5 protein-coding genes are annotated in these 25,692 nt (G+C 45.1%); 4 read left to right on the top strand and 1 reads right to left on the bottom strand.

All coding sequences use genetic code 11. The annotated features are described in order from the left end of the window. Positions 1-73: 73 nt before the first annotated feature. Positions 74-439 carry a Fis family transcriptional regulator gene (locus L1286_RS21895; RefSeq protein ID WP_235409175.1) on the bottom strand — a complete coding sequence of 122 codons (366 nt, stop codon included), beginning with the start codon at positions 437-439 and terminating at the stop codon, positions 74-76. 530 nt (positions 440-969) lie between these two features. Here L1286_RS21895 and L1286_RS21890 point away from each other — a divergent pair. The 4 genes from L1286_RS21890 to L1286_RS21875 all read left to right on the top strand — a co-directional run bounded on the left by L1286_RS21890 (position 970) and on the right by L1286_RS21875 (position 25,685). Continuing rightward, positions 970-2,457, top strand: a complete 1,488-nt coding sequence (locus L1286_RS21890) for a PfaD family polyunsaturated fatty acid/polyketide biosynthesis protein (RefSeq protein WP_235409174.1) — start codon at positions 970-972, stop codon at positions 2,455-2,457. Between the two features lie 14 nt (positions 2,458-2,471). Next, complete coding sequence (gene fabD / locus L1286_RS21885; RefSeq protein WP_235409173.1) at positions 2,472-3,587, top strand: ACP S-malonyltransferase; 1,116 nt, start codon at positions 2,472-2,474, stop codon at positions 3,585-3,587. Between the two features lie 84 nt (positions 3,588-3,671). Beyond that, positions 3,672-5,414 carry a carbamoyltransferase family protein gene (locus L1286_RS21880; RefSeq protein ID WP_235409172.1) on the top strand — a complete coding sequence of 581 codons (1,743 nt, stop codon included), beginning with the start codon at positions 3,672-3,674 and terminating at the stop codon, positions 5,412-5,414. A gap of 93 nt (positions 5,415-5,507) precedes the next feature. Further along, positions 5,508-25,685, top strand: coding sequence for a non-ribosomal peptide synthetase (locus L1286_RS21875; RefSeq protein ID WP_235409171.1), 20,178 nt, complete (start codon positions 5,508-5,510; stop codon positions 25,683-25,685). Positions 25,686-25,692: the final 7 nt, after the last annotated feature.

The raw sequence follows: 25,692 nt of genomic DNA, 5'->3' as shown, positions 1-25,692 counted from the left end.
CACTTTGTGTGCCACCCAATTCAAAACAAAAGTTTAATGTAAAAACAGACCAAACTTGGGAACGGCGGGTTAACTATACAAAGCGCGCATTTTGTATGTCTTCAAACCTTTTATTCCAATTTCCATTATGCTCATTTTGACACGCTTCTTCGGTATCAAAAACAATACGTTTTTTAATGCCTTTGGCTTTGACGTTGGCTAAGGTAAGCTTGCGTTCAATCAGAGTTTTAATACGCTCGCCCTTATCCATTTCAATAACTTGTTGCAAACTCATGTTGCAATTAAAAACACAAACAATAGATAAGCTGTCAGGGAATGTTTGAAAGTTCACGAAGTGTGTTAACCACTCAAACCCTTCATACAGCTTAAGCACCTCTTCACAAGCCTCGGTTAAGGCGCTGACAATGGTTTTTTCTAGTTTTTTATCAGATTTACGCATAAATATCGTTGGATAATGTCCCATTTTATGGTTAAGCGCACAGTAAAATTAACGCGCTGTATCACTGCTGAGAGGGAAATTAGCACTTACAGTTCGTGATTTCTACTAAATTGAGAGATTCGCTCAGTGTCACCACTTTATTTGTTCATCGTATTACACGTGGCTGCGTTTTAAAATAATTATGAAATTACTGCAATACTCATCATCGTAAAAAAGTAAAGTTGGCTAGGCACACAAATAGCGTGTACTAGAAGTATTTAAATTTTTTTCCTGAAAAATTTACAGCGAAATTTATGTCAAATCCCGAATAATTTTATTTTATGAATTGCGTGAAAAGTAATAATTTGGATGTCATTCAGCCTTTAAAAGTAGTTTAAATACCAAAACGCCTTAAAAAGTGCCAAATAAGCCTTTGACCAAAAAGTAAACTCATGCTCTTGTCTTACTAAAATTCAATTTATTCCTCCATTTTGCTTTCATAATTATGTATCACCATGTGACAAAAGTCGGTGATCTAGCTTGGAACCAATATGCAGCATACTAAAAAGGTGAAAGACATAAAGTCTTCAAAAGCTGTTTATGAACAAAAAAATAACAATAAAAGCGATGAAAGTAGTAAAAAAAACTACAAAGAAAAAGTACCACTAATTTCTCCAACCAGCTTGGGGAGCGCAGACTTTTGCAAAGATTATTGCATTAAATACGCCTACTTGGCGGGTGGTATGTACCGCGGCATTGCGTCAAAAGAATTAGTAATTGCTTTGGCTCATGCAGGGTTTATGGGCTTTTTAGGTACCGGTGGCAGAAGTATCAAAGATATTGAGCAAGATATTCTGCAAATTCAAAATTCGCTGAATGAGCAACAAGCATATGGCATGAATCTCGTTGCGAATTTAGACGCCCCCGATTTAGAGCTTGCAACAATTGACCTCTATCTCAAATATGGTATCCGCTGCATTGAAGCTGCTGCCTTTATTCGTATGACTCCTGCTCTGGTACTATACCGTTTACAGGGCCTGTATAAAGATCAGCATGGTACAGTAAAAGCAAAAAATAAAATCATTGCCAAACTCTCTCGGCCTGAAGTCGCCGCCCAATTCTTAAGCCCCGCCCCCATGCACATCGTGCAACAACTATTCGCACTTGGGAAAATCTCACCTGAACAAGTTGAGTTAAGTCAGTCCGTCTTTATGTGTGATGACATTTGCGTTGAAGCTGACTCAGGCGGCCATACTGACAGAGGACTCCCCTCTGTCTTACTGCCATCAATTCAAAACCTTCGTGACCAAAAACAACAGCAATATGGTTTTGACCATAAGCCAAGAGTGGGCCTTGGGGGAGGAATTGGCACGCCGGCTTCGGCAGCCGCTGCATTCATGATGGGTGCAGACTTTATCCTGACCGGTTCCATTAACCAGTGCACGGTTGAAGCTGGTACATCCGATTTAGTTAAATCTATGCTACAAGAAATCAATGTTCAGGATACTGACTACGCCCCTGCAGGAGACATGTTTGAGTCTGGTGCTAAAGTTCAAGTGCTCAAAAAAGGAGTATTTTTCGCTGCGAGAGCCAACAAGTTATACCAGCTTTATCAACAATATGACTCGCTAGAATCCTTACCCGATAAAGTGCAAACACAATTGCAAGAGAAGTATTTTAACTTATCGTTTGATGATGTTTGGGCACACACAAAGCAATACTTATTGGCTTCAAATCGAGCCCAAGATATCGCGCGCGCAGAGCAAGACAGCAAATATAAAATGGCGCGCATTTTCCGTTGGTACTTTTCGCACAGTATGAAACAAGCTTTTGCTGGAAATGAACACTCCCGAGTTAATTTTCAAGTGCATACCGGGCCAGCCTTGGGCGCATTTAACCAATGGGTTAAAGGTACCGAGTTAGAGCCATGGCAGAATCGTTATGTTGCTCAAATTGCTGAAAAGCTCATGCAAGACACCGCAGCACTGCTCAGTGCCAAAACGCAACAACTCTTGGCATTAAATCACGTCACTGCTTAAAAAACGGAGGCAATATGAAAACTTACATATTTCCGGGACAGGGCTCACACTACGTGGGTATGGGGAAAAAGCTTTTTAAACAGTTCCCACACATGGTTGAACAAGCAAATGAAGTACTTGGCTATTCCATTCGCGATTTGTGTCTAAACGATTCATGCAAACAACTCAACCAAACTCAATTTACACAGCCTGCACTCTACACCGTCAGTGTGCTTGCTTATTTGCAGCACCAACAAGATAACCCAACTCCCGCTGACTTTTTTGCAGGTCATAGCTTAGGTGAATACTGTGCTTTATTCGCTGGCGGCGCTTTTAGTTTTGAAGCAGGTTTAAAACTGGTCAAAAAACGCGGCGAACTGATGAGCCAAGCAGCTTCTGGTGCCATGGCCGCAGTGCTCAATGTGGAAGAAGTAACGCTACGCTCGAACTTACATGAAAACCAGTTAACAAGCGTTGATATTGCCAATCTTAACGCCCCCGATCAAATCGTCATTTCTGGACCGACTGCTGACATACAACGATGTCAGCCGATGATTGAACAGCTTGGTGGTCGCTTTATCAAGCTAAACACCAGTGGTGCCTTTCACTCACGTTACATGGCGCCAGCGCAACAAGAATTTGCACGATATATTCAGGCATTTAATTTTTCGGCGTTACATACCCCAGTGATCGCCAATGTCACTGCTCAGCCTATGGCGTCTCATGACATTGCCAAGCTACTTATTGCTCAAATCACGCAACCTGTAAAGTGGACACAAAGTATTGAGTTTTTGCTTACACAAGGTGAGATGACATTTACAGAACTGGGCCCTAAAAAAGTACTCACCAAACTCATACAAAGTATCCAAACAAACGTCGCGTTGGTAACTCAGCACAAGTCGGTTACACCGGTTAGTGCCACTGATAAAACACTGACACCTCAACAACAGGTTACACATTGGAATCGCATTTATCCAATTGGCACTGAAGTGAAGATTAATGGCAAGTCAGACCTATACACCACGCGAACAAATGCAAGCTTACTGTTTGGTCACCGTCCGGCAATTTATTTGCACGGTTTTCACGGCTATTTCCATTTACACGAGTTAAGCGCAATGCCGCAAACCGCTCATGCAGCGAAATCGGCCTAATACAGAAACAACTATAGACATAGGCTTGGCGTATCAACCAGCCATCAACAGAATAAACATTAACAATACTTTTGGACCACAGCGATGAAATATTATATTGGCTTAGCAACCTCATTCCACGACCCTGCTATTGCAATCGTAAACGAAAAAGGCGAACTAATTTTCGCTGAAGATGCAGAACGATTCTTAGGCTACAAGCGCGGACTATACTGTTTGCCTGATAACCCCTATTACATTGAAGAAGTGCTGAAAACCCACTGTGCAGATTGTACTGAATTGGTTATCGCTAAAACTTGGAGTAAAGGTCGCGAGAAAAGCACAAACATTTTAGAAAATGTGGTCCTCAGTATTTTGGAAACCTTCTCGTTTAATATTGATGTCAATACTCGAGATATTAAAGACCAATTTTATTTTGCTCGCGCTTCACAAGCGGCGGCTGGTAGAACACTATCGCGCTTTTTTGAAGCCGGCTGCAGAAACTTTATTGTTGGTAACTATCGGACTAAAAAGCCCACTGATATACGCTACCATGACCACCATTTAACACATGCTGCGAACGCTTGTTTCAACAGTCCCTATGATGATGCGGCATGTATCGTCGTAGACGGTATGGGTGAAAAGAGCAGTATTGCTTATTACACCTACAAAAACGGACAAATTAAACCTGCCCCGATTAAAGTGAAACGCTCGTTTAAAAGCCTAGGCCTGTTCTACACTATCATTTGCGAAAACTTGGGCTTTGATCCACTCAAAGGAGAAGAATGGAAAGTCATGGGGCTTGCGCCATACGGTAAAAAAGATCAGCAAGTCTATGATCTACTGCGCGCTTCACTTCAAGTTAAAAACGGCAATTTTGCGGTGCCTAAAAACTTAAATGCCATCATGAAAGAAATCAAAAGCATGGCCAGGGAACCAGGTGAGTCTGTTGAACGATTCAAAGATTTTGCCTACACCGGACAACTCGTATTTGGCGAAATCTTTATGGATTTAATCAATGCTGCGTATGACTACGCACCATCTAAAAACCTCGCGATTTCTGGCGGCTGTGCACTCAACTCCTCATTTATGGGAACCGCCCTTGCGCGTTCGAAGTTTGAAAATATTTTTGTACCATCAGCGCCTGCGGATGATGGCAATGCGATTGGGGCCGCTTTCTTAAGCTACCAGCAAGATCACCCAAACTGGCAGCCAAGTAAAACGGTGCAATCACCGTATACAGGTTCTGTCGTCAAAGAAAAATCGCTACAAAAACTCGCGCAATATGGTCACTTAAAGGCCACCGAGTGTGGCGATGACGTTTACCAAAAAACTGCCGAGTTTTTAGCACAAGGCAAGATCATTGGCTGGGCACAAGGCAGAGCGGAATTTGGGCCAAGATCTTTGGGTAATCGTTCAATTCTGGCCAATCCCTGTTTGCCAGATATGAAAGATACCATCAATGCGCGCGTTAAGTTCCGCGAAGAGTTCCGCCCTTTTGCCCCCTCCATTTTGCATGAGTATGGTGACGAGTACTTCGAAAACTACCAAGAATCGCCCTATATGGAACGTACTTTAGTCTTCAAAGAGGCGGTACGTCATAGGGTCCCAGCTGTCGTTCATGTCGACAATACAGGCCGCTTACAGTCCGTCAAAAAAGAGTGGAACGAACCGTATTACAACTTAATTAGTCGCTTTAAAGAAATCACAGGCGTCCCCGTGTTGTTAAACACCAGCTTCAACATTATGGGCAAACCCATTGTGCATTCAGTCGAAGACATGCTGGCGGTGTTTTTAATGTCAGGTATCGATGTCTTGGTCATTAACAATACCATTTACGAGAAACACTAGTCGCCTCGTGCCCTTGACCCGAATAGGTCAAGGGCGACCACCAAGCTTAGTGGTCGCCCTTTGTTCCATACACCCGTTTTATTGAGACAAAACATGAAAGAGACACAAGATACTATGGTCCCAGAACAAACGAACGCTCAGCAAGATATTGCGATTGTCGGTATATCTTTGCGCTTCCCTGGCGCAAATTCAAAAGAGCAGTTTTGGCACAACTTGGCAAACAAAGTAAGTAGTATCAGAGAGATCCCCGAATCACGCTGGCGATGGCAGGATGATTTCGACCCTGCTCCCAAAAAAGATGAACAAAAAATTGTGAGTAAATGGGGCGGCTTCATCGACAACATAGATAGCTTTGATGCCCACTTTTTTGCGATTTCGCCAAAAGAAGCACAAAGTATGGATCCACAACAGCGTTTGAGTATGGAACTGGCTTGGCAGTGCTTTGAAGACGCGGGGTTATCACCAAGCAGCTTTAAAAACACGAAGACGGGCGTGTACTTAGGGTGCAGCAATACTGACTACCAAGAACTTGCGACAGGCAATATTGATCCGCATTTTCTAACTGGCATGTCTACAGGGGTGTTTGCCAATCGAATCTCTCATTTCTTTAATTTTCAGGGGCCAAGCGAAACAGTGGACACAGCCTGTTCTTCATCTTTGGTTGCGTTACACAAAGCTGTGAACGATTTCAAAGCCGGCGAAATCAATGCGGCACTGGTAGGTGGAGTCAATTTACTAATTACCAAAAGTCGATATGTTTCCTTTAGCAAACTTGGTGTGCTTTCCCCTCAAGGACGCTGTAAAACATTAGATGCCGATGCAGATGGGTACGTTCGCGGCGAAGGGGTTGGTATGGTGCTATTGTTGCCACTCAAACGTGCACAGGCTGAAAACCTAAACATATATGGCGTCATAAAAGGCAGCAGTGTTGGTCACTCTGGCCATACCAACACCCTCACGTCGCCGAGTCCATTTTCACAATCTCGGGTTATTCAGGCAGCCATCGATAATGCGGGGATACACTCAAACGACTTATCGTTTATTGAACTGCACGGGACAGGCACTGTACTGGGTGATCCAATTGAAATCCAAGGCCTGAAACGCGCCTTTAGGGCCACTAAATCCAAACAAGAACGTAACGAGCAACAGTGTTACTTAAGTACAGTAAAAACCAATATCGGACACCTTGAGTCTGCTGCTGGTATCGCGGGCATCATTAAAGTACTGTTAAGTTTTAAACACCAGCAACGCCCACCACTTCAAAACTTTGAAACGCTCAACCCCAAAATTGCGTTGGAAAAATCGCCATTCGTACTTACAACAGAGTGTCAACCTTGGCAACAAAGTAATGACAAGCCATTACTTGCCGGTATCTCATCATTTGGTTTTGCTGGCGTAAACGCGCATGTGATTTTGCAATCTCCCCCAAAATCATGTTCGACACAGGCAACCAAGGTTTCACCTGTGGCTATCGTTTTGTCAGCTAAAAAATCCTCCGCTCTCACTGAGCGTGCAAAACAATTACATGCATTTATAAAAGCGCGTGCACTTGACGACACAAAGCTGGTTAATCTTGCATACACCTTACAAGTCGGTCGAGACCACATGCAACACCGCCTGTGCTTTATCGCCGATTCAATCGCAGAAGTCGTTCATCAGCTCGATCTCTTTATTGGTAACCAACATGGTACTTGGCAACAAAGCAAAATAAATAAGGAAAATACACAATCCCTTGATGCGAGCAATTGTAAAGAGGCACTTGCGCATTGGATGACAGGTGCACAAATTAACTGGCGCACGCTGTACCCAAATACCTTACCACTTAGGATTGCCCTGCCAGGTTACCCATTTAACTCTAAGCCTTATTGGATGAATGGGGCAAACCATCACGCAGTGGCTGCTCAGCTACACCCGTTGTTACACCAGTCACTGCCCGCTTTTGACGCATTGCTGTTCAGTGCTTCATTTAATGGCAACGAGTTTTTCCTCAATGATCACCAAATTCAGCATGAACGTATATTGCCGGGGGTATGTGGTTTAGAAATGGTCCGTGCCGCCATTTCACTGTCACATAATTTAGGTGATCATCATAGTCTTACTATTGAAAACATAAATTGGCTGCGTCCTATTTGTATTAAGCCAAATGAAGACTTAGATCATCAACGTGTTTTTCTCTCAATGTGGGAAGTAGACACGCAGATCCAATTTGAAATTCGGCAACAACAAGGTGACGATGAACAAATTTGTGCCAGTGGCACCGTTTTGATAGGTGATCGATTACCATCGGTTACCGCATTAGATTTGCCCAGCACACCACACAGTACGTTAACATCCTCGCAAGTATATTCTCTTTTTCAAAATGCAGGTATCGAATACGGTCCGAGCTTTCAAGGACTCAAGCAAGTCGAGTTACACGACAATATCGCGATCGCAAAAGTCCAAGTACCACCCACAACGTGTGAAGACTTTGCCCTCTCACCCGCATTAATGGATGCGGCTTTGCAGTCGTTGATTATTTTCAACCCCAAGCAACTTGCCTTGCCATTTGCCACTGATAAAGTGACCTATTTTAACGCCAATAAACTCGCTGCCAGTTATCATGAAGAAGTCTTGGTAAAAGCCGTTAAAACAAGTGCAGATTCACAAAACACGCAAAAATTCGATATAGATATCTGTGACTTAGAGGGCCAGTTATTGGTTCGTATTCAGGGGTTCTCAACCAGAGAAGTTACCGCTCCAGCGTTGCCGAAAACAGATGATGTACAAGAGAAATTGCTCACTCTAAAGCCGTGCTGGACTGAGGTTACACCCACTGTTTCTGGCGAACCTGCATCGAACCTTCGTTGGCAATATATCGGGCCGAGCGAATCAAAACCACATTGGCTCGCTGAACGTGATAGTCACACGGAGTTCGACCACCTTCTGTGGGTTGCACAAGGAGACTACGCAGCCCCTTTAAAACTATTTAATTACTTGAAGGAGTTGTTGGCACAAGGCTATGACACTAAAACGCTCTCAATCACGCTAATTACCAATCATACCCACTCTGTTTTCGGTGAACCCGTCAAAGCGGATGGCGCTGGACTTATCGGGTTATTGCAAAGTGTGACACAGGAATACTCACGCTGGACCCTACGCGTCATCGATATTAACGGATCAATTGACAACACCGACCTGTCCAGCCACATAGCAGAGCTCAAGGCTGGCTGCTACGCGCTCAGACATACCTTGTGGTATCGCTTTGAGCTTACTTCACATGACTATTTATATGCGTCAACAGGGCACTACAAACCCCAAGGCGTTTACGTTGTTCTGGGCGGCGCTGGTGGCCTCGGCCAAGTTTGGAGCCAGTGGATGATCGAGCGCTTTGACGCACACATTATTTGGCTAGGTAGGCGGCCGATAGATAGCGACATCGAAGCAAGCATAGCGCGTCTTGCAAAACGAGGGAAAGCCCCTGTTTACATCTCTTGCGACGCCCGTGACAGAACAGCAATGCAAGCTGTGTGCGACGATATTAAGCGTCAATATGGCGCCCCAAATGGCGTGGTTCATTCGATTTTGCACCTTGAAGATCAAACATTTGCTAAGATGGATGAAACACAATTCCTGAGAAGTTATGAGGCAAAACAACTGACAGGAGAAGTGGCTTTAGACGTGTTTGGTCACGTCGATTTGGACTTTTTCTTATTCTTTTCATCGATGCAATCATTTTCTCCCGCGCCAGGACAAAATAACTATGCCGCAGGCTGTACTTATCTCGATAGCCTTGCGCGCTCCTATCAACATATCTGTCCAGTAAAGGTTATAAATTGGGGATACTGGGGATCAGTTGGTGTCGTTCAAGACGAATATTACCAAAAGAAAATGCAGGCAATCGGGTTGGGTTCCATTGAGGCCGAAGCTGGGATGGCCGCGCTGGACAAGTTTATCGGCTCCGACCTGTTACAAGCTGGCGTAATGCAGATCATCCAAGGTCAGTTTCAAGACACATTAAATCAACTAAGTTATAGTGCCGCTGGCGAGCAACCAAATCTTGATCTAACACAGTCACAGCTACGCCTGCCCGAAGACCAGGCTGCAGTCGACACCGATTTAGAATGGCTGTGTTCAACACTTATCAAAGCAGGCTGGCAAACTCCGCAATCACGTCAAAATGCGCTCGATAAGCTACCAAGCTATTTCAAAAAATGGTGGACAGAAACACAGCGCTATTTGGCTGACCATGGCTTGCTTACAGACGGAGTATTGAAAGCGGTTGAGTATGAAGGAAATACGGATGGCCAAACTAACGGTAACCTGCTGAGCAACTGCTTAGCAAATTTACCTGCTATTTTATCCAATGAAATGAAAGCGACGGATGCCGTATTTCCAAATGCCTCACTGGCGCTCGTCGAAGCCGTTTACCAAAATAACCCGACTGCTGATTACGCCAATCATGTATTAATTGAGCAACTTCAAGCATATCTTACTCAACATTCACTGTCATCGATCAAAGTACTCGAAATCGGCGCAGGAACGGGTGGGACAACCCGTTCCGTATTACCTGCACTAGACAAATGGCAAGTGGATGAATACGCATATACGGATTTATCTCATGCTTTTTTCAATCATGCCAAAGCGCAATACCAAACCAAGTTTCCGTTTGTTGAACCTAAATATTTAGATATCAGTAAGCCAATTGGGTCACAAAATATTGAACTTGGTGGCTATGACGTCGTGATTGCAACAAATGTATTGCATGCTACGGCAGACATCAAACATACCCTACAAAATGCCAAAGCATGCCTTAAGTCCGGCGGATTGTTGTTGGTGAATGAAGTGGTGAAAAAATCACTTTTTACACACCTCACTTTTGGCTTACTGGAGGGGTGGTGGCTGAGCCAGGACGCCCACTTACGCCTATGCGGTTCCCCTATGCTGTCAGCTTCAAGCTGGCAAAAGGCACTAGCACACTCTGGGTTTACCCCAGTCACAACCCCCGCCGATGTGCGCTGTTCTCAGCAAATATTCTGTGCAATTAGTGATGGGCAGATTTTACAAAAACGCGAGCCAATGTGTGCTCACACAATTCAAAAAAAGCCAAAGCCGAAACATATGACAAACAAGAAAGTGTCTTTAGAACATCCCCAATCTCATGCTTTGCAAAATACAACAAACGTTTGCGATCAGCAGACCATCACGCTCTTTGTACAAGAAGCGTTATTTAACATCGCCAGCCACGCGCTTGATATCGCACCGAATGAACTTGACATTGATGAATCATTTGCAGACTACGGCGTCGACTCGATTCTCGCGATTCAAATATTAGATGAGATCAACGCGAAATTTACGTTGAACCTACCCGCGACACTCCTTTTTGATTATCCCTCAGTAGAGACATTGAGTCATTACATCGCTCAAGAGCATACCGAACGTGTGATTGCATTGATGCCCGCACAACCCGCATCGCCTTTAACTCTCTCTCCTCAACCAGAACAACCAGTCAAAAAGCACTGTGCAACCAAGCCGAGTCTTAAAAAGCACTATGCCCGCACACCCAAAGCAAGCCCAGCTTCGACGAACAACACGCAAAACCCAAGCGGTAAAATCGCCATTGTGGGTATGAGTGGCCAATTTGGTGATGCGCACAACTTAGACGAGTTCTGGTCCATGCTCTGTGAAAAAAGGACATCCGTTAAAGCTCAAACGCGCTGGCATACAGACACGCTGAATAGCGAAGAGAAAGCTTGGAGTCAGTACGCCAGTTTACTAGATGATATCAGTACTTTTGATGCGCCGTTTTTCTCCATTACGCCACAAGAAGCGATGTACATGGATCCTCAACAAAGGTTGTTTTTACAAGAAGCATACAAAGCCCTTGAAGATGCCAACATGATCACCCAGGTCTCGGGCCAAAATGTCGGTGTATATTTAGGCTGTGCACAAAGTGACTATGCAGAGATGGCCGAACGCGATGCGCCAGCACAGGTCTTTTGGGGTAATGCTGGCTCCGTTATCCCTGCACGGGTCTCCTATTTCTTAAACCTCAAAGGCCCCGCTCTTGCGATTGATACCGCGTGCTCGTCGTCATTGGTTGCCATACACAGCGCTTGTCAGGCGCTCAATAATGACGAAATCTCCAGCGCATTAGTCGGGGGAGTGGCCACTTTGTGTTCGCCAAAGTTTTCGATATATGCTGGAAGAGCTGGCATGCTCAGCCCAGATGGCACTTGCTATACCTTTGATGATCGTGCCAATGGGTTTGTACCGGGCGAAGGCGTCGGTGTTTTGGTATTGAAGAAGCTTGAGGATGCTGAACGAGATAACGATCAAATCTATGGTGTTATTTTAGGATCTGCAACTAATCAAGACGGTACCACCAGCGGCATTACCGCGCCGAGCTCCTTATCACAAGAGCAGTTACACCAAGAGATTTATGACCGTTTTAACATCGAACCTGATTCAATTCAAATGCTTGAAGCCCATGGTACGGGCACCAAACTGGGCGATCCGATAGAGTTTCAAGCACTTACTCGCGCGTTTCGTGCACATACAAAACGTACTGAATTTTGCGCGCTGGGCTCAGTGAAAACAAACATTGGTCACTGCTTAACGGCAGCAGGTGTTGCCGGTGTCATCAAAGCCTTATTAGCCATAAAGTACCGTACTATTCCGGCCTCATTGCATTTCGAGCAAGGCAATAGCCACATTGACTGGCAAAACAGCCCATTTTTTGTCAATCAAGACGCCCACCCATGGCAGCCAAAGAGTACGCAAAAACGCAGAGCAGCTGTCAGCTCATTTGGTTTTAGTGGTACCAATGCCCACGTGGTGCTAGAAGAATATGAAGCCACCAGCCCAGCTCATTTTGGCTCTACCGAGCAGCCGGTTATTATCTCGCTCAGTGCTAAGAGCAAAGCATCACTGATTGAAAAAGCACAACAATTATACGCTTATTTGGACCATGACGGCCTCACCGATACACAATTGAGCGCTTTGGCATATACGCTGCAAAGTGCGCGAGAGGAAATGGAGCACAGACTCGCTTTTAGCGCCAGAACAATCAAGACTGTGCGCACGCAATTGAGTGACTTTTTAGCCAGTGCACGGGGGGATTACAAACAGGGAGAGGTAAAGCAAGGCAAAGAAATTTTAAGTGCGCTCGATAGCAGTGACTTTACGCGCTGGATTGAGCAAGGGGAGCTGAACAAGTTACTCGCATTATGGGTCGTCGGTGCCAACATCGATTGGCCATTGCTATATGGTGAAAGCTTGCCAAGGCGACTGCGTTTACCAACTTACCCATTCGCTAAGGGCCAATTTTGGCTGCCCAATGCCTCTGTTGTGAGCCCGCAGTATGACAGCGCCCCTACGCAGCGCCTAGATCAAGACTTAAGTTTTGATCTACAAGGTGATGAAGTCATAGAATTAACACCAACTCAACCAAGCACAGCATCGGTGAAGGCAAAGTCGACGCTATTGCATTACACGGCTAATTGGATCGACACGCCATTGGCGACACATGACAACGCCATACAGAACCGTCACATCGTGCTTATAGGGGAAAACCTGGCTTGCCCATTGTCCACACCGATAACCCATTTTACATGTGATAACACCAGCGTGGACACACAACTTGAAACCTACACGAATAAACTCATCACCTTTTTCAAAACTCTTGATTCACGCATCACAGCAACAGGGCAAAAGCGACTCGTTCAAGTCGTCGTCCAAGATCAAAGCCACCTACTCAGCGCATTAAACGGTGTGCTAAAGAGCGCAGCAATCGAGTATAGCTGTGTATCAGCGCAACTGATTTGTATCACGGACAACCAGGATCTTGAACAGCGTTTAAATCAGGAGTCGACCCAACCTCAGCAATGTATTCGCTACACTCAAGGTCGCCGAGAAGTTTTAAATTTTGACTTGCAACCCTATTCACCGGTCAATGCCACTACTTTGCCTTGGAAAGAGCAAGGTATATATGTCATTACTGGCGGCTTAGGTCAACTCGGACAAATATTTGCCAAAGAAATCATCCGTAACACCACACAATCCCATGTCGTGCTTATTGGTAGAAGCCCATTGAATAGCCAAATTCAGTCACAACTGAACGCGCTTCAAATTACAGACACCCAACTTAGCTACGAATCAGTGGATATGACAGATTCTATTGCGGTTACTCAATTGTTTAATCAACTTCACGCTCAACATGGCAGCATTACTGGCATTATTCATAGCGCAGGTGTCATTAAAGATCAGTTGATCAGCGACAAAACACCGCAAGAAGTGGCGGCCGTTTTTGCGCCCAAAGTAACTGGCTTAATCAATCTCGATGAGGCGACCAAATCAATGGATTTGGACTTTTTCGCATGTTTTTCGTCGATTGCCGCCATTTTTGGCAATATGGGACAAGCTGACTATGCCTGTGCAAATGCATTCATGGACCGCTTCATGACCAACCGCAAAGCACAAGTAGTTCAGGGTGAACGTTTTGGTCTGAGCCTCTCGATTAATTGGCCGCTATGGTCCGAAGGAGGCATGCAAGTGGATTCGCTGACGGCATCCATTTTACATTCGCAAGGTATAGAAGGGTTACCCAACGAGGTCGGTATTGACGCATTCTATCGCATTTTTACTGCCCAAAATATCGCGGTTCAACACTGCTTTTTATTTGGCGATGCAGGCAAACTAAGTAAATTATGGCATTGGCACCCCTCTGAAAATAAGCTGCGCGAGCACACCCATTCTGGCAAAAGTAAAACAGTTGCCCAAATAAGTACATACGTTAAGTCCGTAGTTTCGAATATCACTAAAATTGACAGCACAGACTTAGAGGATGATACAGATTTTAAAGACATGGGCTTTGATTCAATCATGTTAATGTCCATCGTGCAAAAGATTGAATCAGATGGCTTTTTAGAAATTGATGCCCTGCCCCCAACGCTGCTATTCGATATTAGTACCATCGCGCAACTGTGCGACTATTTATTGAAACATCAAACGCCAGAACAACCAACGTCGGTGGCTCAACACACGCCCATATGTTCAACCTCTCCAATCCCTCTATCAAAAGCACAGCAAGGGTTATGGCTGTTACAAAAACAAAACCCAACACTCAGTAGTTATCACGTCCCAATGGTGTTTGAAGTGACAAACCTCAATGTGGCCTGCATGCAAGATGCACTTGATTGGGTCAGTAAAAAACATCCTATTTTATCCGTGGTAATCTCAGAAATAGAGGGCTTACCTCAGCAGGTAATAACCCATTTAGCCCCCAATCTGACACCGCAATATGCGCAGGCGACTACCAAATCCGCGCTTTTAGCCTTAATCAAAGAAGACATAAAGCGTCCATTTCTAATTAGCCAAAATACAACTTCTGTTGAAAGCAATCAATTATTGTGGCGTGCTACACATTGGCGAATTGACCACTCATCGCAACCTTTGGATGTCATTGTGTTGGTATTCCATCACCTCATCATTGATGGCGTCTCAGCAACTCGGTTGCTAGAAGAGCTTTGGCAAGCTTATCAAACTCGCCTCTCAAACAACGAACTGCTGGCACCCGGACAAGATTTGGGATTCTTTGCTTATTTAGAGTGGGAAAAGCAGATGCTCAACAGTGCGCAAAGCAAGGTGCTCAAACAATATTGGCAATCTAATTTGCACGGCCCACTGCCCATACTGACACTGCCAGAAAAGCGCCAAGTAAGCTCTACTGAGAAACTTGCCAGCCGTATAGAGTTACCACTTCCTGGCAACGGTCTAGCGCGTATTGAAGCATACTGTAGCACGCATAAAATCAACCCAGCTGCATTTTTCTTGGCTGCGTTCCAAACACTGCTGTCTGCCAAAACACGATGTACAGATATCCTAGTAGGAATACCTGTTTTGCATCGTCCAACAAAAGAAATGACAGACTCCCTTGGCCTATTCGTGAATCAACTGCCTTACAGAGCACATCTAAATTGGCATCAAACATTTGATGAGTTAGCGTTAAATAATCAACGTGGACTGGGGCAATTAATTAAACACAGCGCCCTACCATTCTCAGAAATTGTTCGCACCGTGCAAGCGCCGAGGGCCAAACACGACCACCCTATTTTTCAAATCGGGTTCGCCTATCACAACTTTTTAAAAGCAGAGTGGATTGAATCTAATCAAGATCTTGTCAATTCGATATGGCAATCGTGCTTACAAGAACCAGAGTTGGATCTGAGCTTAGAAATCACGCCGCTTCCCAACACCTTTAAAATCGCCTTTAAATTTAACGCCTATGTATACCCTGTACATGCCGTAAACGCTTTAGCAGAAGAGTTTTTAACCTTACTTGAAGATGTGATGTTCGCTAACAAGCCCACACTCAATGAACTGCCAATATTCGCTTCTCACTCGCCAGCGGTTCAACCCAAGAACCTACCGCACACACTAGTATCTCAATTTGAAACACAAGTGCGCCATCATCCTCTACGCACTGCCGTGAGTATTGGCATGCAATCACTCAGCTATAGCAAGTTAAACGATAAAGCCAATCAATTTGCACAGGCACTGCTCAGTCACCCTGAGTTTAAGCCGAATTCACAAAACCTAATCGCTTTGTGTGCGAAGCCTTCGGCAGATCTGATTGTTGCTATCCTTGGCATTTTAAAATCGGGTGCGGCTTATGTGCCAATAGACCCAAGCTCTCCAAAGCCCCGCATTAGTCACATTTTGCAAGATGCTCAGCCTTGTATTTTGGTACTTGATACTGACTTACCTGAGACGGGGTCGATTACCCATCATCAAGTGATCGATCTACAACACGCACTGTCTGGCAACACGCAAGTGACCAATATCAATCGGGCAAAGGCGAACGGCTTGGCTTACATGATTTATACCTCTGGCTCGACAGGTAAGCCTAAAGGCGTTCTGGTTGAGCACAGCAATATCTGTAGCTTAATCAGCAATACACAACCACTTTTTGGCTTTAATGAGCAAGATGTTTGGTGCCTGTTCCATTCCTATGCATTTGATTTCTCGGTGTGGGAGATATGGGGCGCTTTGCTCAATGGCGGTAAACTGACGATTCCAGATGAAATAGTGCGCAAGGACACTGGCCTTTTCGCGCAGTTTATTGCAGACAATCAAGTGACCATTTTGAACCAAACCCCTTCGGCATTTTACCCACTCATGGCAGTATTGGTTGCTAATGGGCCTGACAATAACGCACTTAGAAAAGTGATTTTTGGTGGCGAAGCACTTGATCTTAAAAGGTTGATGCCTTGGTTTAGTCAGCCCGCTGCGCACGCCGAGTTAATCAACATGTATGGCATTACAGAAACCACGGTGCACGTTACGCATATCACAATTGACGCTGATTTAGTGCACTCAAACACGGCACAAAGTGTCATTGGTCGCCCATTACCGGGTTATGAAATACATTTATTCGACGAACATTTAAACCCTGTCCAGCCAGGCCAAACTGGCGAGATTTATGTCGGTGGCTGCGGCGTATCTCGTGGCTATCACAACCAAATTGCACTCACAAACACGCGCTTCATTCAGCATGTGGGCCAACGCTTGTATCGCTCCGGAGATCTGGCACGTTTAAATCACGCGGGCGTATTCGAGTATATCGGCAGAGTCGATGACCAAGTGCAGATCCGGGGCCATCGTATTGAGCTCGGCGAAGTACAACATGCATTACATTCATTGGAATATATCCAAGATGCCTACGTGACGGCGGCTAAAAAACAGCTTGGTCAGGTACTAGTCGCGTTTTTGGTGGCGTCAGATGCCCCTTCCACAGCCCAAATAAGAACCGACCTATTAATCAAGTTACCCGAATATATGGTGCCCGCTTACTTTGTTTTTGTACCAAACTATCCGTTAACTGCAAACGGTAAAGTCGATAAGCAAGCCCTACTCGCACAATTACCATTTAGTCAGCAAGCACACGAGTCAATTACGAGTCCTGCAACACATACTGCAACCTTGGTGCACACCCAACCCACGTTTATAGACACAGACAGGCATGCAGCAATCACACAAATTTGGCAGGAGGTGTTAGAAGTCGATCAAATCGCGACCAATGTGCCATTTTTTGAAGCGGGTGGCGACTCCCTGCTCGCGAATGTTCTGAGTGCCAAGTTTAAATCTCAATTGGGGATCGAATTTCCGATCACACATATCTTTCAACACAGCACCATTGATGCCATGGCAAGTTATGTCGCCCAACAACATACCAATATAGCGACACCATCACAACAAGACTCATCTCCTCAATTGGAGGCGACCCAGTCTGACGACAGTACCCAAAGCGTGGCGATGATAGGCTTGTCCTGTCAGTACCCTAATTCGCCAACACACCAAGCATTTTGGCAAAACTTGGTGCAAGAAAAAGACTTTTTAACACGCCTTAGCGAATCTAAAGCACAAGGGGATATCACGTGGCTCGACTCTTGGGTGGATGGACAAGAGTTGTTTGACCCTGAGTTTTTTAACATCTCTGAAAAGAATGCCAAGACCATGAGCTACTCTCAGCGCCAGTTGCTTTTACATGCTTGGAAAGCCATAGAAGATGCAGGTTATCGCACAGACCAAATGCCAAACACCGGCGTATATGTATCTTCATCAGGCGCTGATACCCTCGACTTACACTTGCAGGATAAATTTAAAGATGGCCAATTTGTATTAAACGCGCAGGATTATGTTGCATCCACGATCAATCAGCCTGGAACTTTACCAACGACAATTTCATACCACCTTGGCTTCAATGGCCCCAGTCTGTTTGTGCATTCAAACTGTTCTTCTTCATTGTCAGCAGTAGCGCTGGCTTGTAGTGCATTGAAAGCCAAAGAGATTGACTATGCAATTGTCGGTGCAGCCTGCTTATACCCGCAGCGCTATACCGGGTACGAACACGAGCAAGGGTTAAATTTTGCCGCAGATGCACGCTGCAAAGTGTTTGATGAAAAGGCAGACGGTATGATCGGAGGGAGCGGTGTTTCTGTCATTGTATTAAAACGCGCTGAAGAAGCCATTGCAGACGCAGACAATATCTACAGCCTAATTCGAGGTGTCAAAGTAAATAATGATGGTAAAGACAAAGCGGGGTTCTTTGCCCCTGGTACACAAGGTCAAATGCACGTGATCGAACAGACACTGGCGTCCGCCAATGTCTCACCGGCTTCGATTAGTTATGTAGAAGCGCATGGCACGGGGACCGAACTGGGTGATCCCGTTGAATTCACGTCATTGCAACAGATTTACCAAAAGCATACCAATAACAAACAGTTTTGTGGTCTAGGTGCGGTAAAATCCAACCTCGGTCACACAGACACCTTGGCGGGATTAACAGGGCTGATTAAAACATCGTTAGCGCTTTATAACAAAAAGCTGCCGGCATCATTGCACTACAATAAAGCGAATCCACACATTGACTTAGCAAACTCTCCATTTTATGTTGTAGACAAAACACAAGATTGGCACACGCCGCTGTTGCCCAGGCGCGCAGCCGTCAGTTCATTTGGTATTGGCGGTACCAATGCCCATGCGATATTAGAAGAGAAACCTCAGGATACCGTGCCCAGTTTGGTTGAAGAAGCGCTTGTGACATCTCCTTCTATTGTGGTTTTGTCAGCGCAAAACCCTCACGTGCTTGCCAATCAGGTCAAGCAACTGCACGCGTTTATTATCGATAACCCCCTGAGCGAATATGAACGTATTAGGCTAGCATACACCCTTCAATTCGGTCGTTCTGTGATGCATACCCGAACCGGATTTGTTGTAAATAGCGTGGAAGAACTCAAATCGAAACTTGAACACTTTTTACTTTCACCCAATTACAATACGGCTCCGCAAAAGGCCGCGCATCAAGGCACACTGTCTGCCATGCTGGCTCAAGACAACCATACTGCCATTTTGAATACTTGGCTCGAAACAGGCTTCAATGATTGGGGTTTCATCTACCAAGGTCGTCGAGTACAAAAGCTCTGCTTACCTACTTACCCATTTGCGCTTAAAGCGATGCCTATGGGAGAGGGACATGCCGCTAAAGTGCCTAGTTCAAAAACTCACCCGGTCGATAGCGCAGGTCGGGCAACCATTAAAATACCGGTATGGACAGCCAAACCGATACATGAGCAAGAGCTAAAATCGCAAGAAGAGGGTTATCATCATCATGTGGTACTGTGTGAAGCCCCTGAGGTTGAGCATTGCAGTGAAACACTACACACGTTACGCTCGAACCACTTTTCTATAGAACAAAAAATTGAAGACTATGGCTTCCAATTAATAGAGCTGGCCAAATGCTTACACGCAACCAAACAGCCTATCAAACTTCAATTACTGATAGGTAACTCGGCTGATAGTGCAACCTTAACCAACCTTTATACGTGTTTTCATGCCTTGCTTAAAACAGTGAGTCTGGAGTGCAATAACCTAAAAACACAACTACTTATTATAGATATACCATCATCACCGCGTGACATTGCACATACCCTAAATGAAAACCTAACGTCTTTTGAGGACAGCGTTGTTCGCTATCAACACACGATGCGTTCAGTGCTGGCGTACTCTGCCGTTGCAGATCAGCCCACCCCCTCGCCATTCAAACCAAATGGTATCTACCTAATTACCGGCGGCTTTGGTGGCATTGGGAGACACTTCATTCAATCGCTGAATGCACAACCATTCCATAAAACGGTAATTGTCACTGGCAGGAAGCCCCTGGACCACCCTGAAGTGACAGCACATTTAGCCCAGCTACAAGGCACACATAGTGACTTACATTATCATCAGCTTGATGTATCGCATAAAATGGACGTGCTGCTGTTGATTCGAAAGATTGTCGCTGAACATGGGACTTTATCTGGCGTAGTCCATAGTGCGGGCATCGTTGAAGATACACGCTTTACCACTAAAGATCGTGAAACATTCAAGCGCGTGCTGTCGCCCAAAGTGGCGGGCGTGGTGGCGTTAGATGAAGCCACTCAAGACATCGCACTTGACTTTTTTACGTGTTTTGCCGGATTAAGTGGCGTCCACGGTGCACTCACTCAGGTTGACTATGCCACTGCAAACGCCTTTTTAGACAGCTATATGCATCAACGTGATGCACTTCAAAAACAAGGTAAACGCCATGGCTTAAGTGCCAGTATCGACTGGCCTTATTGGCAAGATGGTGGCATGACCATTAACCCTGATGTTCTCAAAGCAATTAGCTCAAGTGGCTTTGCGCCCATGCCGACACAAGTTGGTATTAACGCCTTCTCTCAAGCTTTACATTACCCACAAGCATTGGTCGAATATTCAACAGACAACCAACAACAGAAAGGGCCAAATACGCTGGCGTCAAAACAATTTAAAAGTCGAGAAGCACTGACTGCAGCGCTTGAAGAAAGCTTGGCACAAATCGCGGCCAACGTGCTTGGCGTGGCTACCAATGAAATTGACCCCGACACCGACTTAGGAGATTTTGGTGCAGACTCCATTGCATTTATCACCTTTATCAATCAAATCAATACCCAGTATGAATTAACGCTTTCTCCCAGCGTACTATTTATGCACTCAACCTTAAATGGCATCTTGCAGCATATTGTGGATGAACATGGCGCTCAACTAATTGGCCACCCCGCCAGTCACATGCAACCCTGCAACACACCGCAAAACGATCAAAGTGCCCCGCCAGATGATCGCATCGCAATTGTGGGTATGAGTGCACAATTTCCAAAAGCGCACGATCTGGCCACTTTTTGGCAAAATTTAATCAATGAACAAGACTGCATCAGTGAATTTAATTGGGTTGACGCACCTGGTAATGATCCCCGTTCACAAAAAACACTTCCTAATGAAATCAATTGGCTAGGACGGCTTGAGCGCAATCAAACATTTGATCCGTTGTTTTTTAACATTGCTCCAGCGGAAAGTGAGCGCATCAAATTGCAAGAAAGTTTATTGATGACACACGTGTGGAAATGCATCGAAGATGCAGGCTATGACCCCAAATCTCTAGCAGGTACCAATACCGGCCTATTTATTGGTTGTCAGGCCAGTTACCACGATGGGTTAGTTACCTCTTGTGCCTATGCGCCAAACAGAATGAGTTACTTCTTAGATTTGCATGGTCCGAGTGAAGGCGTAGATACGACATGCTCTTCATCTTTAGTGGCTATCCACAAAGCAATTCAATCTATTAGAAGTGGAGAATGCGACCAAGCCATCGTTGGCGGTGTCAACGTCATTGACTCGCCAAGTGCTTCTCTAGCGATGCATGAAATCGGCGCGTTATCAGCAACGGGTCGCTGCCGTACATTTTCGTCAGATGCTGATGGTATTGTCCGTGGTGAAGGCGTTGGGATGCTTTTTATTAAAAAATTGTCAAACGCAGAACAAGATAACGACCACATCTACGGCACCGTTTTAGGTTCGGCCATCAATCATGGCGGAAAATCTCAAGGCTTCACAGTGCCCAATGCGAAAGCACAAACTCGTCTGCTGAACAAAGCATGGACAGATGCCGGTATTGATCCGAGTACACTAAGCTACATTGAATGTCATGGTACTGGTACATCTTTAGGCGATCCGGTGGAAATTGATGCACTCAAAGCGGCGTTTAAACCTACTCAGTCGGACCAGACGGCTTCTGCACGCTGTGCTTTGGGCTCTGTAAAAAGCAATATTGGTCACCTCGAAATCGCGGCAGGTATCGCGGGCGTCATTAAAGTGCTGTTACAGCTAAAGCAAAAAACATTGGTACCCTCTTTACATGTGACTGAGCAAAACCCATACCTATCATTGGAAAACTCCCCTTTTGAAGTGCAAGTGGATACGCGTCACTGGGAAAGTATTCACCCACGCCGAGCAGGTGTGAGTTCTTTTGGTATCAGCGGTGTCAATGCGCATCTAGTTTTGGAGGAGTACACACCGCCAGCGCAGCAAACTTTGCAAGAAGACAACAACTCACGTGAGCATATTGTCGTGCTATCTGCCACCAGCATATCTGCATTGACGACTAAGGTCCGTGAGCTCAAGGCCTATCTGGACGAGCATGATGAGCCGGCGCTTGACGCCTTGGCTTATACCCTGCAAATCGGCAGAACGGCTCACAAATATCGTATTGGCTGGACGGTGTCTTCTATCGCGACCTTAAAGAGTGCCCTCGCTGACGCATTGAACGATAATTTAGAGGCATCCTCAAAAGTGCCCAGCAGCAAACAGCCGACACTAGATGATACCGAGATCCAACAGTTACAGCATGATTTGCAGCCACTGCTGCGTTTTTGGCTAGCGGGACACGGTGTAAATTGGCAGGTTTTATATATCACTAAACCAAGAAGACTGAATTTACCCAGCACCTCGTTCATTGAACACGCACCAGTTGTAAAAAGTGAATCGGCTCCGTGGCTACTGCTCAACAATCAGTGGCAAGCCCAACCTTTAAATGCACCAAATGATTGGCATAGCCATATCGAATCAACGGCCGGTGATAAAAAGATACTGGTGATATCCAAACACCCAGAGGCAGCTACGGCACTTAGCAACCACCTAAAAAAGGTAGAGATAGAAACCCTGTCATTTTTGCAAATGACCACACATACGTTCAACCCAGAATCTTTGCCTGATGTGATATTTTTTATCGGCGAAGCGGGCAAGTTAGCGTCTATTGACCCAAGCTTGCAGCCACTTCATAAGCTACTTATGGCCATCGCACCATTTGATAAACACCCGATACAGTTATTTTATTCACTATCACTCACTGACAAACATGCTAGGCGCGATGATATAAGTGCCCTGCTCAGAAGTTACACCATGCGAAATGCAGCACATGCATGGGCACTGATAGAATTTGACAACCAAGTCGAAGATTGGGCTGAGTTACTCGTCAAAGAGTTAATATCACCCAGCTTAAGCAATGAACTGGCACAGCCGAACCATGTAAAATATCTTGGCCAAACTCGCTATGGCCAATTTTTGCAACAGGCTGAACAGGTGCAATCCAGTGCCACTGAGTTTAAAGAAAAAGGCACCTACCTCGTTGTGGGCGCGCTGGGTGAGCTTGGACTTGGCCTTTGCGCTCACTTATTGCAAAACTTTAACGCCACGATTGTGCTGCTAGGTAGACGCCAAATACAAGCGTGTGAAGCACCGTTGAAAACCCTCAAATCGATTGGCAAAGGACATATTCACTACCTCACAGCTGACGTAACATCGACGCAGGACCTAAACGACGTAAAGCAGTATTTGGCTGACGCACACCTTACTTTGAACGGCGTACTGCATTTAGGTACTTCCTTTTCAGAACATGAGTCTACTTGGGAGGACTTTGAAGAAGCGATACGAGTCAAAGTTCAAGGTTCTATCAATCTTGATAATCTATTTGCGGATACCAATTTGGACATGTTTGTTATGTTTTCATCTATGGCGGTGTTTGGCAGCTTAAATCACCTCTCATATTCATACGGCAATGGCTTTCAAAATGCATTTTCAACCCAGCGCCAACAATGGGTAGAACAAGGTACTCGACAAGGAAAAACACTGGCGATCAACTGGGGGTATTGGCAATCCAATGACCCTGTTAAACGCATTGAAAACCGTTTTGCCGAGAAAAAAGGCTACCAACTCATTAAAATGGCTGGAGCTGTCAATTTAATAGACTCACTACTTCGCTCGCAGTACTCGACCATTGGCGCCTTACTCAGTTCAGCGCCAAATAAAATTTATCAAAATACTGCAAAGCTGATGACGCGCAATCTCAATAATATGATAATCGCAGAGCCCATCGCGACTGTCTCAGAACACATTCAAACACCATCTGATTTACGTGGTACAGTCATTCAGATAGTTAGCCAAGTCATTGGTATTCCATCACAAGATTTGGATCTCGACTGTGACCTGTACGAATACGGATTTGATTCAATTTCGCTGCTCAAAACCTTTCAACAACTTAAAGACAAGTTAGCCATAGATTTACAAGCAGATACTTTTAAAAATATGAATACCATTGGCGCTTTTGTTGAGGACATTGAAGCGCTCTACCAAGCACAACGCAACGGTAAAGAACACCTTGATAAGCAGCAAAAACCCGACTTTATTCTGGATGCTGGTTTTACACCAAAAACAAACACAGATACGCTGGAAGAAGTGTTTAATGGCGACGTCGAATCTGTTTTATTAACCGGTGCCACAGGCTTTTTAGGCAGTCATATATTGCAGCAGCTGCTAAACGAGACGCAAGCCATAATTTACTGTGTGGTGCGCGCAAAATCGTTAAAGCAAGCAAAACAGCGCATCAAAAAATCAGCTCAAGATTATCAACTTAATATAGATATGGCGAGAGTACGCCCTATGCTCGGTGATATGGAACAGCCTCAACTCGGGTTGAGTGACGCAGATTGGCAGGTGTTATGCGAGCAAGTTCAACATATTGTGCATACCGCATCCTATGTGAATCACATTCAGCCCTATTTTGCGTTTAAAAAGTCGGTTGCAGGTACAAACCAGCTGCTAGACATCGCAACCACGCACACACTCAAAATGGTTCATTTTGTCTCGAGTACCACAGCAAGTACACAGGTTAAAAACTCTCACTTTTCAGTTAATCCAGTGGAAGACTTTATCAATATTGAAGATGCCGAATTGATTTGTAGTGGCTATGGTCAATCCAAATGGGTACAAGAAGAAAACATTCGACAGGCCTCAGAAGTAGGCGTGCCCTACACGATTTATCGCTTTGCACAAATATCGGGCTCGTCCGAGACAGGGGTTGGTAACACCGATGATATCTTCCATCGTATTTTAAAAATGATGATGAAAATCTCATCCATGCCACGCGATGCTTCTTATTTACTCGATATTATTCCAGTCGACAAAGCCGCAATGGCGATTGTGAAAGGAATGGCAGAGAAAGAAAAGCGCAATACGGTATACCATGTTGCAAATGCGGAACCATTGCCTATTGCGCATTTTTATCAGTTTGCACAATCTAGATTGCTAAGTTTTGAACCGTCATCGAAGTCGGATTTCATTGATGCCTGCAAAGTGTATGTAGACAACCTTGAAAAAGGTAACAACCAAGTGATTATGGAGGGCCTATTAACCCAAAGGCCGGGCTACGACGAGTATCTTTTTGAGACTTATTTAATGCCCATGACACCCTACAATAAAGAGAATTATCTCGCATTGATGCATAGGTACAACATCGAGCCAACAAATTGGGAAGCGCTTTTCGAGACTTATTTTCATCAGTGGCAAAAGGATAAGCACTACCAAATCATCTGGCAAAGCCCAAAGGTGACAACGCCCTAATCGACAC

Origin of the sequence: Pseudoalteromonas sp. SMS1, assembly GCF_021530565.1 — a bacterium.
Taxonomy (GTDB): Bacteria; Pseudomonadota; Gammaproteobacteria; order Enterobacterales; family Alteromonadaceae; genus Pseudoalteromonas.
Note: the sequence above shows the minus strand (reverse complement) of the source record. Positions and strands in the feature narration are given on the sequence as shown.